This window comes from Phytoactinopolyspora halophila (assembly GCF_003287285.1).
GTDB classification, from domain to species: domain Bacteria; phylum Actinomycetota; class Actinomycetes; order Jiangellales; family Jiangellaceae; genus Phytoactinopolyspora_A; species Phytoactinopolyspora_A halophila.
The window spans coordinates 409,977-423,041 of the sequence record NZ_QMIG01000002.1 but is presented as its reverse complement, the minus strand read 5'-3'; the positions used below and the strand labels follow the sequence as shown (position 1 = coordinate 423,041).

The window sequence follows — 13,065 nt, the reverse complement described above, 5'->3', positions numbered from 1 at the left end:
AGTGACCGTGACCTCTGATGCGATCCGGGTCGTTCTCGTCGACGACCAGCAGCTGGTCCGGGCGGGCCTGAGCATGGTGATCACCTCACAACCCGACCTGGAGCTCGTGGCCGAGGCGTCGACGGGAGCCGAGGCACTGGAGAAGCTCAGCGTCACTCGTAGCGATGTCGTGCTCATGGACGTGCGCATGCCCCGGATGGACGGAATCGAGGCCACGCAGCTGCTGCTGGGCGACGCTCGATACGCGCCAGCTCCCAAGGTGGTGGTGCTCACCACCTTCGATCTCGATGAATACGCGGTGGCCGCGATCAAGGCCGGCGCGAGCGGGTTCTTGCTCAAAGATGCCCCTCCCGAGGAGCTTCTCGCCGCTGTGCGTACGGTCCACCGTGGTGACGCGGTCATCGCGCCCAGCACGACGCGCCGCTTGCTCGATCACGTCGCTCCCCTGTTGCGCGAGGAAGGGCCGGATGCCGGACGCGACGTGCTGGAGACTCTCACCGAGCGGGAGCGCGAGGTCCTGGTCCACATGGCGTACGGCCGCTCAAACGGCGAGATCGCGGAGCAATTCGTGGTGTCCGAGGCCACGGTGAAGACCCATGTCGGCCGGATCCTGTCCAAGCTCGGTGCTCGCGACCGGGTACAGGCGGTAGTCGTCGCGTATCAGACGGGCCTGGTCAAGCCAGGTTCCTGAGCACGCGATCCACCCGCGGGTCGATCGCTTTCGTGGCGCGTACGGCCACGGGATGACCCTCGGACCCCTCCGCATGCTGACGCCCTCCGGATGCTCACCGACCTACTGTCGCTTCTCGACAGCACGACGACTGACGAGAAGAGCGAGGTGGATATGCCCATGCCGGTCACTGCCGGCGCCGACGGGGAGGACCTCGGGCGGCATGCGGTCATGGCGACGGGGATCACCAAGGTGTACGGGGACGGCGACGCTGCCGTGCGGGCGTTGCACGACGTCGATATCGCCTTCGAGAGTGGGCGATTCAGCGCGATCATGGGACCGTCCGGTTCCGGCAAGTCGACGCTTATGCATTGCCTGGCGGGCCTGGACGCGGTGAGTTCGGGCCGGGTATGGCTCGGCGATACGGAACTCACCGGCCTCGACGATCATGACCTCACCGTGATGCGGCGCGAGCGCATCGGATTCATCTTCCAATCCTTCAATCTCCTGCCGGCTCTCACGGGCCGGCAGAACATCGAGCTCCCGGTCGAGCTGGCCGGTCGAAAAGTGCATCGGGAATGGTTTGACGAGCTCGTGGCCTCGCTTGGCATCGAGGATCGGCTGGCACACCGTCCAGCCGAGATGTCGGGCGGGCAGCAACAGCGTGTCGCGATCGCACGCGCGCTCGTCACCCGGCCAGATGTCGTCTTCGCCGACGAGCCCACGGGAAATCTCGACTCCCGCGCCGGCTCCCAGGTACTCGATTTCCTGCGGCGCAGCGCGCGGGAGTTCGGCCAGACCATCGTCATGGTGACTCACGATCCCTTAGCCGCGGCCTATGCCGAGCGCGTCGTGATGCTGGCCGACGGCGAGCGCGCCGGGGACATCGAGGGGCCGACGCCGGAACGGATCATGTCCATGCTCGACGAGATGCAGGGAGCGGAACTGTAGATGCTGCGGGCAAGCCTGGCGCAGATGCGCCTCCATCTCCGACGGCTGATCGCTGCGGGCGTGGCGGTGCTCATCGCGACGACGTTCGTGACCGCGACCCTGCTGTCGACTGACGTCATGGAACGGACCGTGCACAACGCCATCCTGGCCGGGCACGGGGACGCTGACGTGATCGTCACCGGGAGCCCGACGAAGGAAACGCTCGACGACGTTCGCGCGGTCCCTGGCGTGGCGGGAGCCGACGGCCGGCAGATGAACGGTATTACGCTCAGCACGGGGACGGTTTCGGATCATCAGGCTGCTTCGGCCGTTCCGGAGACCCCAGGTCTGCGCGTTGACGTGACGCGCGGGCAGCACCCGGATTCGCCCGGTGACGTCATCGTGGCCGAGCCGGTCGCGGAGCGGCTCGGCCTGGAGGTCGGTTCCAGCATCGACGTGATTGCGGATCGGCGGGGTCCGGACGAGGGTGCGGAACGGATGGCGAACACGGTGACCGTGACCGGCATCTTCCCCGACCCGGGCGCCGCATTCGATTCGTCCATCCCCGGTGTGTTCGCCCACCCCGAGGACATCGACGCGTGGTCGGCCTCGTCCGACGAGGGCACGTATCTGAACATCGGGGTGGTGGCCGGCTCGGAGACATCGCCTGACGAGCTGCGAGAGAGTGTCGCCAGCTCGGTGGGTGACTCCGGCGTCCAGGTCCGTACCGCGGAGGAGTACGCGGCGGACGTGGCGGCCAGTTTCACTTCGGACGCCCAGGTCCTCGTCGCCGTGCTCATGGGCTTCGGTGCGATAGCCCTGTTCACTGCGGGGATGGTCATCTCCAACACCTTCGCCGTCGTCGTCGCCCAGCGCACTCGGGAGCTCGCACTGCTCCGGTGCGTCGGCGCCACCCGGCGCCAGATACGCCGCGGCATCCTCGCCGAAGCCGGCGTCCTGGGGGTGGTGACGTCAGTGGCCGGTGTAGGCGCGGGCATCGGGCTCACCCAGATACTGGTGCAGGTTCTGGGCCGCTTGGCGGATATGTCCTGGATTCCCGACGGGATCAACATCGCGGCCAGCGCCATCGCCCTCCCGCTGCTCCTCGGCACGCTCGTCACCCTGATTGCGGCGTTGTGGCCTGCCCGCGCCGCTACCCGTATCGCGCCGCTGGCCGCCTTGCGGATGCCCGCGTCGTTGATGGCAGGACAACGGACGTCGACGCGCCGGTGGGTCAGCAGCGCCCTGTTGGTCGCCATTGGTGCGGGGCTGCTCGCCGTCGGCGTGGCCGCGAGCGACGCCGGTTCCGTGGGGCTCGGGATCGGGGTAGGTGTTCTCGGTGGTGCCGTGTCGTTCCTTGGGATCCTCCTGGGCACCGTCGTGTTGGTGCCCCTTACGGTAGCCGTGCTGGGCCGCGCCGTGCGCCGGTTCAGCGGCGTTCCCGCACGGATGGCGGTGGTCAACGTTCTCCGCCATCCCGGCCGAACCGCGGCGACGGCGGCGTCGTTGTTGATCGGCGTCACCCTGGTCGCCACCGTCTCCGTCGGCGTGAGCTCGGCGCAGGCGAGTGCGTTGGATGAACTCGATCAGCGGTATCCGGTAGACGTCGCGGTCGGTTACTCGCTCGATCAGATTCGCGCGGGGGAGACCGACACCGCAGCATTCGAGCTGTCTACCGGCGTGACCGAGGCCGTGCGTGGCGTGGACGGCGTGACGACGGCGATTCCGCTGCGTGGCGCCCGTCTGGAGGCGAGCTCGGCCGAGTCGGAGAACCCTGCGCGGGCCGACGTGAGCGTACAGGGTGTCGATCCGGATGCCGCACGGGATGTCGCGCGCTCGGACTCGGGTCTGGAAGAACTGCGACCGGGAAAGGTTGCCTTGTCGGCCGTAACCGCCAGTCAGCTCGGTCTGGAACGTGGCGATCGGATGCGGCTCGGATCCGATGCAGCCGAGGTCGAACTCGAGGTCGTGAGCACTGAGTTTCGCACGGCGTCCGTCCTCGTAACCGACGATGATCTGGCTGACCTGGTTCCTGATGCCCCGGGCAACGTCTTGTGGCTCGGACTCGACGCTACCGCCGACCCGGCTGAGGTGATCAGGGACATTGAGGACGCAGTGAGTGCTGCGGCCGGAGGGACCACTGCACCGGCGGTCGCCGGCGCAGCGGCGGAGCGTGCCGAGTTTGAACGGGTGCTGGACATGGTGCTCGCCGTCATGACGGGCCTGCTCGCAGTGACGGTCGTCATCGCGCTCGTCGGTGTCGGGAACACCCTGTCTTTGTCGGTGATCGAGCGCGCCCGGGAGTCGGCGACGCTGCGGGCGCTGGGCCTGACCCGAAGGCAGCTACGATCGATGCTGGTCATGGAGGGCGCTCTGATAGCGATTGCCGGAGCGGTGCTGGGGATACTTCTTGGCCTGGCCTATGGATTGGTGGGCGCGCTCACCGCCGTGGGTGGCACCTGGAGCGTGACGTTCTCGGTGCCGTGGGGCCGTGTCATCGCCATCGTGGTGGTCGTCGTATTGGCCGGCATGATCGCCAGTGTGCTCCCGGGCCGCCGTGCCGCCACGGAACCGCCAGTGGTGGCCCTGGCGACCGAGTGAACGACAGGATGAGAGGACGTGCTGAGCGCTGTCCAGGACAGCGCTCAGCACTCGAGCTCACTCGTCTTCCGTGTTCTCGGTTTCCTCCTCGTCCCCCGTGTTTTCCCCCTCCTTGTTGAGGTCGTCCTCGGGAACCTGGTCCTCGGGGTTCTCGTCGATGGCCCGCAGTGTCAGGCTCGTGCCGTCCTCGTTGGTGAGTGTGAGAACGTCCCCGTCGATCTCGACGGTGAGCTCGCCCCGCAGGGTCCCGAGTACGATCTGGTCGAGTTCGCCACGGGTGTCCATGCAGGCACGCAGGGTCGAGACGACGTCACTCACGATGATCGTGCTTTGATCCTCGCTCACCTCGACGTCACCGGTGAAGGCGTTGCACCCGGTATTTCCGCCGATCTGGCCGTCGTGAATGCCCAGTGTGGCGTCGACGTCCTCCGGCGCCTCCGTCGTGGTTTCGCCGTCTTGGACGAGATCGACCTCCCAGGCTGTCTCCGTCAGCGCGCTCTCGCTCTCGGAGCTGGCGTTGCTGTCTTCCTGAACAGCCGTAGTGTCGTCGTCATTACCGCACGAAGCGACGGCCAGGCCGGCTGCGGCGATGAGTACACCGATTCGTCTGAGTCCGCTCATATCTATCGGACGTAACCTGTCGCCGACCCGTTCCATCCAGAACATCATCACCTCCGGCCGAGGACGCGCGTCACGGCGGCCCCGATGGTTGTCACGAGAACTGCACCCATGAAGATCAAGCTGTAGGAGACGAACAAGTCGAGTCCCTGCGGATCCCAGGCCATCGCCTGGCCCAGCTTGATCACCGGTACGAGCAGATCGATCGTATAACCGAGCGGATGGAACGTGGGATGGACCTCCACTTCCACGGGGTCCAGGTCGCGGCCGTTGAAGTAGAACGTGCCGAATGCCAGAAGGCCCGCGAACCACATGGCGGCCAGGCCGGGCCGATACCCGTAGCCCACCATCACGTCTTGGAGATACCCCCAGGTCTTCATCATCACGTGCCCGAGTGACGATCGTTTGAGGAGGTCACGGCGATGTCGTTGACGGGCGAGGAGCACCGTGCGAGCTGCGGCATCGTCACCGATCCGGCGGTAGTGTGCAGCTAGCTGCTCGTACGCCTGGTGCTGGTAGCCCTCCGGATCGCGGCGCAGCCACGCCAGCGCGGTCTCGACGTCAGCGCCGCCAGGGTCGTCGAACGTCAGACCGGACAGCAGGACCGTGGTCGTGTCCGACGGATCGAGAACGAGCGTGCGGATCTCGGCGTTGCGCAGATCGACTGCGCATTTGCCCTGAGGTAGCTCCACCGACCCGGCGCGGACGGCCGACAGGTCGATATCCATCACGCGACCCCGCTCGCGCTGTTCGACGATCTCGACGCCGTCCAGCGAAATCCGCCGCGCGACGTGTGCCTCCCGCGCAATGATCACCGGGCGGTTACGACCCCCGGCGGACATCCCCAAACATTCGAGATCACCATCGATGCGGCTGCGCGCCAGCACGATGACCCCTTCGGTGGTGACGTTGCTCAGCCGGAACACCCCACACGTGATATCCGCGGCGAGGAGCGCAGCGTGGTCACCAGCTTGGATGGACGTTTCGGTGATGCTGACGCCCGAGACGAACGCGGAACCGCTGAGGCGGATGGCGCCACCGAAGAAGCCGCTCTTGATGAGAAGGTCGTTCGACGTGGTCTGCATGGCGCTGAGCACCACCGGACCGTCGGCGGACTCTACGCCGTCGCCGATGAAGCGCGCGTCGCGCACGACGATGCGGCGCCGCACCTGTGCCTGATCGAGGCCCGCGGTTCCCCTGATCTCGGCATGCTGGAGCGAGATCTTTCCTCCGACCTCGACCCCCGTGCATTCCAGGGCGAAGTGATGTGGAGTGGTGAGTACGGCCCCATCCAGGATCAGGTCGCCGCCGATACTCGCGTCATGCAAGATTACGCGGCCTTCGGCCGAGAAGGAGCCGGCGTTCGACGAGTACGGATCGTCACCGGCGATCACGTCGCCGCCGACTTGAATCCGGGAAGCGATCAGCGCGTTTGCCTGAGGGTTGACGAACCGAGCGCCAGTGAGTGCCAGGCTGTCGGTGATTGCACCGGTCATCCGGACCGCGCCCAGGCAGACCATGTTGCGTGCCGTGATCCTGCCGTCGACATGCAGGCCGATCGCATCGATCACGACTCCAGAGCCACTGACTCGTGCCTCCCGCAAGAGGACGTCGCTGCGGACCCGCGCGCGAAAGAGCCGAAGCTTGCCCTCGACCTGGGTACCGTCCATCGCGAGGCTCTTGCCGATGTCCGCATGCGCGAGGTCGATCTCACCGCGTGCCCGGAACCCGTCCACCAGGGTCAGCCTGCCGCCGACGTGCACCCGGGAAGCGGCAAGAGACCTGCCACCTGGTTGCTCGAGGAGAGCGCCGCGCAGATCGAGCACGGTACCCACCCGGGCGCCATAGACGTTCAGCGTTCCCTCGTTGTGCATGTGGCGGCAGTCCAGCTCGCGGCGGATGACCGCGGATTTCAGGTTCACCGAGCCATCGCCGTCCGGCCATCTGACGTGGGAGCCGGTCAGGCCGACGTAGGTTGCTGCTAGCTCGTCGAGAACGAGCTGCCCGTCGAGCCATGCGTCATCGGCGACCAGATTGGTGATACTCGCTCCGGTGGCCACGAGTGCGCGACCGCCCGTGTCGCGCACGGAGAGACCGCGTATGGCGAGCGTGTCGCGGATGGCGGTTCGGGGGATGGAAACGCCTCCCCAGACCCGTGCACCCTTTTCGAGCTCGATCCGGTCGGCGGAGATGTCTCCGGCGCGGAGCGCGTAGCCGTCCGGGCAAGCCAGTACCGCCTCGTTCAGCGCCACGGTGCCCGCGATGGTGGCATTGCGGAGGTCGAACGTGCCGGAGCACCGGATTGCGGTCGCATCGATCCCTGCGGCGGTCAGCCGCCTGGCATCCAGAGCCGTCTCGGTGCCGTTGCGGATGACGGCGTGGGCCATGTCGATTCGGCCATCGACCGATGGTGCACCTGCGAGGGTGATGGCGCCGCGCGCACGCAGGCCCGCGAGCCCCAGGCGGCCACCGACGCTGAGCCGTTCGGCATGCCATGCTTGTCCGTCGTCGGCGTAGAGCCGCGTTCGATCCAACAAGAGATCGCCCCATACGGTGAGATTGCGGGTGCGCAGCGGCGATTCGGGTCGCACGATACGGCTGTCTTCGAGCGACATGGATCGATGTACGCGAGTGTCGGTGATGGCGGCCATGCCCAGACGGCACTCGCGTACCGTGAAGGATCCCGTGATGTCGACCGACTCCGTGCGTATGGCGGGCAGGCGGCAACGAATTAGCTCGACCCCGGCGGCGGTGAGGTCCGCGAGGGTCAGCAAGTCGTCGATCCAGCACTGGCTGAGCCGGAGTGGGCGTTTGAGGGTGCCGTAGCGGAAGAACATGTCACCGGTGATGCGGGCACCGGTGAGCCGTACGCCGGCGCCATGTGCGGTCGCGTCGTCGCGCAGCATCTCGGCGAGAACGTCCGCCCGGACGATGCGCTCTTCGGGAATCTCTTCGGGATCGGTGAGGGCCCGCGGGTCGATGTCGAGACCGAGGATTGCTTCATCGCCCAGTTCTACGGCGTCGCGAAGCGCCTTCTCCGCGGATTGGAGCCTTTCTCGCACCACGTGGATCCCCCTTCATCCGTTGCCAAGGGTGCTGTAGCAGAGAGGCGTCGACGTCGACGCAACTTCGCCGTCCCGATACAGCTGCTGGAAAGAGAATCCACGCAAATCCGGCGAACGATCAAGATTCTCTTTCGCCAGTGTCCTGGCTTGCAAGAGTTACTCGCGAGTAGCATGATGGTGTTACTCACCAGTAACCAACCCGATCTCGGGCGGCCTGACGGAGGAGACATGGGCCATTACAAGTCCAATCTGCGCGACATCGAGTTCAACCTGTTCGAGGTGCTCGGCCGGGATGAGCTGCTCGAACGTGGGCAATATAAAGATTTCGACCTCGACACGGTTCGGAGCATCCTGGCAGAGGTCGATCGGATGAGCCGCAACGAGCTGGCCGAGCCCTACGCGGAAGCGGATCGCCACCCGCCGGAATACGATCCCGTGCAGCGCAGCGTCACGGTGCCCGAGGCGTTCAAGAAGTCGTACAAGGCGCTCGTTGACTCCGAAATCTGGCGGTTTGCCATTCCCGAAGGGCTGGACGGCACTCCACCGCTGCCCCGCTCGATCTACTGGGCTGCCGCTGAAATGATCACTGGTTCCAATGCTGCGGCCTGGATGTATGCGTCGGGTCCGGCGTTCGCGAGCGTCATCTGGAGTAACGGCACGCAAGCTCAGAAACGCATCGCCGAGCTCATGATCGAGCGGCAATGGGCAGCCACGATGGTGTTGACCGAGCCGGACGCGGGCTCGGACGTCGGCGCCGGGCGTACCAAGGCCCATCCCCAGGATGACGGAACCTGGCACCTGGAAGGTGTGAAGCGGTTCATCACTGCTGGCGAGCACGATCTGACGGAGAACATCGTGCACCTCGTACTGGCCCGCCCTGTGGGAGTCGAGAGTGCAGGTGGGCCCGGAACCAAGGGATTGTCGCTGTTCATCGTGCCGAAGTACCGGTTCGATCTGCAGAGCGGAGAGCTGGGCGAGCGTAACGGCGTATACGCCACCAACCTCGAACACAAGATGGGGTTGAAGGTCTCCTCCACATGTGAGCTGACGTTCGGAGACGGTGAGCCTGCCGTGGGGTATCTGCTCGGCGAGGTTCACGATGGCATCGCGCAGATGTTCCAGGTGATCGAGTACGCCCGCATGATGGTCGGCACCAAGGCGATCGCGACGTTGTCGACCGGATACCTCAACGCGCTCGAATACGCCAAGGAGCGAGTCCAGGGCGCGGATCTCACACGCGCCACAGACAGGACCGCACCGCGGGTCACCATCACTCATCACCCTGACGTGCGCCGTTCTCTGATGACCCAGAAGGCCTACGCCGAGGGCATGCGTGCGCTGGTGTTGTACACGGCCACCATGCAAGACCGGGCCATGGACGCCGAGGCTCGCGGCGATACCGATGAGCTGGCCGAACGCGTAAACGATCTGCTGCTGCCGATCGTTAAGGGTTACGGCTCCGAACGCTCGTGGGTGCTTCTCGGCTCGGAGTCGTTGCAGACTCTCGGCGGATCCGGCTTCCTGCAAGATTTCCCGCTGGAGCAGTACGTCCGAGACGCCAAGATCGACACCCTCTATGAGGGCACCACCGCGATCCAGGGTCAGGACTTCTTCTTCCGCAAGATCGTCAAGGACCAAGGTCAGGCCATCGGTTGGCTGGCGCAGCAGATCCAGGAAACGCTGGCGAATGAGGTAGGAGGGGACAGTCTCGCGGCCGAGCGCCAGCACCTCGCCACGGCACTTGAGGATGTCCAGAGCATGCTCGGCACCATGTTCGGGTACCTCATGTCCGCGGATCCGAATGCCGACGGTGGCGACCCGCGCAACGTGTATAAGGTCGGCCAGAACACCACCCGGTTGCTCCTGGCTGCCGGCGACATCGTCGTCGGCTGGCTGTTGCTCCGCCAGGCGGCGGTCGCTTCGGAGAAGCTCGCTGGTGACCTCAAGCCAGCGGACAAGGCGTTCTACGAGGGCAAGGTCGCTGCTGCCCGGTTCTTCGCCGGCCAGGTCCTGCCCCGAGTGGCAGCAGAGCGCTCCATCGCCGAGTCGACCGACAACACACTCATGGATCTCGACGAGGCCGCGTTCTGACGATCGGTGGGGAACACACGGGCAGGACCGATCCGTTGCGTCAGAGGAATCGACGCGTATTCTAGCGTGGGTTGCCGGTCATCTCGTGCCTGACATGTGGAAATATCTGACAACGTGGTTTCGGTTCTCCGCAGCAGCTGGCTGGTGCCTGTCGCCGCCCTCGCAGCACTCGTCATCCTGCTGGCCCCGCCTGCGGACGCGGCGTCCGGCGCGGACCCAAGCCGCGACGATCAGCCAGCTGCCGTGTTCGTGGGTATCGCGGGTCTGGCGTGGGACGACGTCACGGCCGAAGACATGCCCACGTTGTACGAGCTGACCGGCCGGGATGCGGCCGCGTCCCTGACCGCACGAACCATTAGGTCGCGCACGTGCGTCGTCGACGGTTGGCTTACGGTGAGTTCCGGACGGCGTTCCACCGATGTCGTCGACTCTGACGACGATGGTTCGGCTGACCGCTACTGCCGCCCCACGCCGGGTCCGGAGGCCGACGCGGACGGTAGCGCCACGGTTCCGGGTTGGCAGGAGTACGTCGAAGAACAGCACAACCATGCGTACAACGCCACCGTGGGACTGCTCGGCGACAGGCTCGCCGAGCACGACGTGTGTGCTACGGCGGTCGGCCACGGTGCTGCCCTGGCACTGGCCGACTCCTCTGGGCACGTGGCCTCGTACCGTCCGAACCCCGGTGAGGTCGACGCCGAGATGATGAGCGAATGTCCGCTCACGGTCATCGACCTCGGTTCGATGCCACCGCCCGCCTCGGCGGGCAGTGATCGTGAGACGCGGGAAGCCGCGCTCGAGCATCGGCGACAGGTAGCGAGTGGAATCGACGACCTGCTCGATGAACTGATCGACGAACTTCCGCGGAATACGGCCTTGCTCGTGGCCGGCATCTCGGACAGTGGCCCGACGGCCATCCCACTGCACGACGATCCATCGCAGGTGGCGGGCTCGGCTTTGCGAGTGGCTGCCGCCACCGGGCCGATGCCAGGGGGCGGTGAGTGGGGCTCCCGGTGGTTGACCTCCGGATCCACCCAGTGGACGGGCATCGTGCAGATCACGGACATCACGTCCACGCTGCTCGAATACGCGGGCCTCGACGAGCCCACAGCGGGCACGGTCGGGCGGCCGTGGCGGGCCGGTGAAACCCACCCGGCTTCGGCTGCCGAGACCGTGGACGAACTCCTCAGTACCCACATCGCGACGCAGATCTATCGAACCCAGTCAGGTCCGTTCTTCCAGCTTCTGGGCGCCGCTCAACTGGTACTGTTCGCCGTGGCCCTGATCGTGTGGGTGCGCTTCCGGCCGGCCCGTGTCATGGTGCAGCGGATCGTGCACGTCGGCGCCGTGGCCATCGCATCGTTCCCGGTGTCGTCGTACCTGGCGAACTTGGCACCGTGGGCGAAGTTCGAGCGGCCGGCGATTGCGTTGTGGGCGCTGATCATTGCGATCAGCGTGGCCATCACCGTCACCGCCTTCCGTGGGCCATGGCGGAAGAAGATCTACGGGCCGGCGGGAATGGTCGGCGGATCCACTGCCGCGGTGATGGCCATCGACGTGTCGACAGGCTCCAATCTGCAGCAGCTGAGTCTGCTGGGCCTCTCGCCGGTGGTGGCCGGTAGGTTCTACGGCCTCGGCAACATCCCGTTCGCCATATTCATCGCTGCCTGCCTGGTCGGAACGGCCGCCCTCGCGCAGTGGATTATCGATCGGGGCGGCTCGCGCCGATCTGCGGGTACCGTGACGGCAGTGATCGGTGGCTTGGCGACGATCGTCGTCGGTGCTCCGCAAGCAGGTGCCGACGTCGGCGGCATCCTCGCAGCCATCCCCGGATTCGCGGTTTTGGTCATCGGCGTGTTGGGAACCCGGTTGACCTTCGTCAAGCTTGCGGCGGCGGCGATCGCGGCGCTGGCGGTGTTCTTGCTGGTCGCGTGGCTGGACTGGCTGCGGCCGGTTGGAGAGCGCACGCACTTTGGCGGGTTCTTCGACGATCTCGTCTCGGGCGAGGCATGGACGGTCATCTGGCGAAAGATCAGTGCGTCGTTCGGCACGCTGTTCCGGCTTCCGTACTATGCCTGGACGGTGCCGCCCCTCTACGCCGGAATCTTGTGGGTGACCCGTCCTGCGGTGCGTGGATTCCAGCAAACACTTCAGCACTGGTCGATCTTGCGCTCGCTGGTGTGGGCTGGCCTGGTGGCGGGTGCGGCCGGGTTCGCGGCGAACGACTCTGGCATCATCGTCCCGGCTCTCATCCTGACGACCGGCATTCCGCTGGTGGTCGCAGCGATCGCTGCGGCCCAGCAAACCCCAGATCGTTCACGATCGGCGAAGGCGGGCAGGTAGTGACGGCCGGATGCCGCGCGTCGCGAGCGCCCGGAGCACGTCGCGATACTGTTTTCCCCGGTGGAGCTGGGCGCGCCAGTCGGTTCCGGTGACCCGATGGTGGATGGTGACGTCCACTTCGAGTAACCGGAATCCCTGCCGCAGCAGATCGATCGTCATTCCCGTTTCTACACCCCAGCCGGGCGCTAGCGGACGCGCCGCATCGAAGGCTCGGCGGGTCAGGCACCGCTGACCGGATAGTGGCTGCCGGGGTGCCCAGCCCGTGGCGCGTGCGATGCCGGTGCGGGCGAGATCGACGACGAGACCGCGACCTCCACCGGCCGTGTGCTGCGTGGGTAGTACCGCGATGGTCACGTCCGCCGCCCCGGACACGACCGGTTCTATCAGCGGGCCCGCCTGCGTCGCCGACTCCTCGAGATCCGCGTCGAGGAAGAGCAGAGCTCGCGGGCTACGATGATCGTTCTCTTGTGATTCGATCGCGGCTATCGCGATGGCACCCGTCTCCATGGCAGCGGCCTTGCCGCGGTTGCGAGCGTGGCTGACGACGACGGCGCCGGCCTCACCTGCGGCGGCTGCTGTCCGGTCGGTCGAGCCGTCGTCGACGACGATGACGAGGTCGGCCTCGGGTAGCTGGAGTGCTGCCCGTACCGTCGCCGTGATGCGCGCTTGCTCGTCCTTGGCCGCGATAATGATCGCCACGCGGGATGTGGGTGTCGTGCTCACCCGACCACCTTAGCCCGCGCGGTG

General features: G+C 66.1%; 8 protein-coding genes. 5 read left to right on the top strand and 3 right to left on the bottom strand.

The window, feature by feature from the left end:
- Window position 1 precedes the first annotated feature (1 nt).
- The 3 genes from DPM12_RS04435 (at window position 2) to DPM12_RS04425 (ending at window position 4,201) form a co-directional block, all read left to right on the top strand.
- The gene (locus DPM12_RS04435) at window positions 2–691 is read left to right on the top strand and encodes a response regulator (protein ID WP_245951198.1); all 690 of its coding nucleotides are present in this window, start codon (window positions 2–4) and stop codon (window positions 689–691) included.
- A gap of 153 nt (window positions 692–844) precedes the next feature.
- Window positions 845–1,621: an ABC transporter ATP-binding protein gene (locus DPM12_RS04430; RefSeq protein WP_112257156.1), complete on the top strand. Its 777-nt coding sequence runs from the start codon at window positions 845–847 to the stop codon at window positions 1,619–1,621.
- On the top strand, window positions 1,622–4,201 hold the full coding sequence (locus DPM12_RS04425; RefSeq protein ID WP_112257034.1) for an ABC transporter permease: 2,580 nt from the start codon (window positions 1,622–1,624) through the stop codon (window positions 4,199–4,201).
- 57 nt (window positions 4,202–4,258) lie between these two features.
- On the opposite strand, the gene DPM12_RS04420 is transcribed toward DPM12_RS04425, so the two are convergent.
- Window positions 4,259–4,822 carry an META domain-containing protein gene (locus tag DPM12_RS04420; protein ID WP_164465264.1) on the bottom strand — a complete coding sequence of 188 codons (564 nt, stop codon included), beginning with the start codon at window positions 4,820–4,822 and terminating at the stop codon, window positions 4,259–4,261.
- Window positions 4,823–4,869: 47 nt separating this feature from the next.
- Window positions 4,870–7,884: a hypothetical protein gene (locus tag DPM12_RS04415; RefSeq protein WP_112257032.1), complete on the bottom strand. Its 3,015-nt coding sequence runs from the start codon at window positions 7,882–7,884 to the stop codon at window positions 4,870–4,872.
- Window positions 7,885–8,112: 228 nt separating this feature from the next.
- Here DPM12_RS04415 and DPM12_RS04410 point away from each other — a divergent pair, with 228 nt between their 5' ends.
- Together DPM12_RS04410 and DPM12_RS04405 are read left to right on the top strand one after the other, a co-directional pair.
- Complete coding sequence (locus tag DPM12_RS04410) at window positions 8,113–9,975, top strand: acyl-CoA dehydrogenase (RefSeq protein WP_112257031.1); 1,863 nt, start codon at window positions 8,113–8,115, stop codon at window positions 9,973–9,975.
- Between the two features lie 144 nt (window positions 9,976–10,119).
- Window positions 10,120–12,318 carry a hypothetical protein gene (locus tag DPM12_RS04405; protein ID WP_123788232.1) on the top strand — a complete coding sequence of 733 codons (2,199 nt, stop codon included), beginning with the start codon at window positions 10,120–10,122 and terminating at the stop codon, window positions 12,316–12,318.
- On the opposite strand, the gene DPM12_RS04400 is transcribed toward DPM12_RS04405, so the two are convergent.
- Window positions 12,292–13,041, bottom strand: a complete 750-nt coding sequence (locus DPM12_RS04400; protein WP_211658413.1) for a glycosyltransferase family 2 protein — start codon at window positions 13,039–13,041, stop codon at window positions 12,292–12,294. The two genes, DPM12_RS04405 and DPM12_RS04400, sit on opposite strands and share 27 nt — an antisense overlap.
- Window positions 13,042–13,065 lie beyond the last annotated feature (24 nt).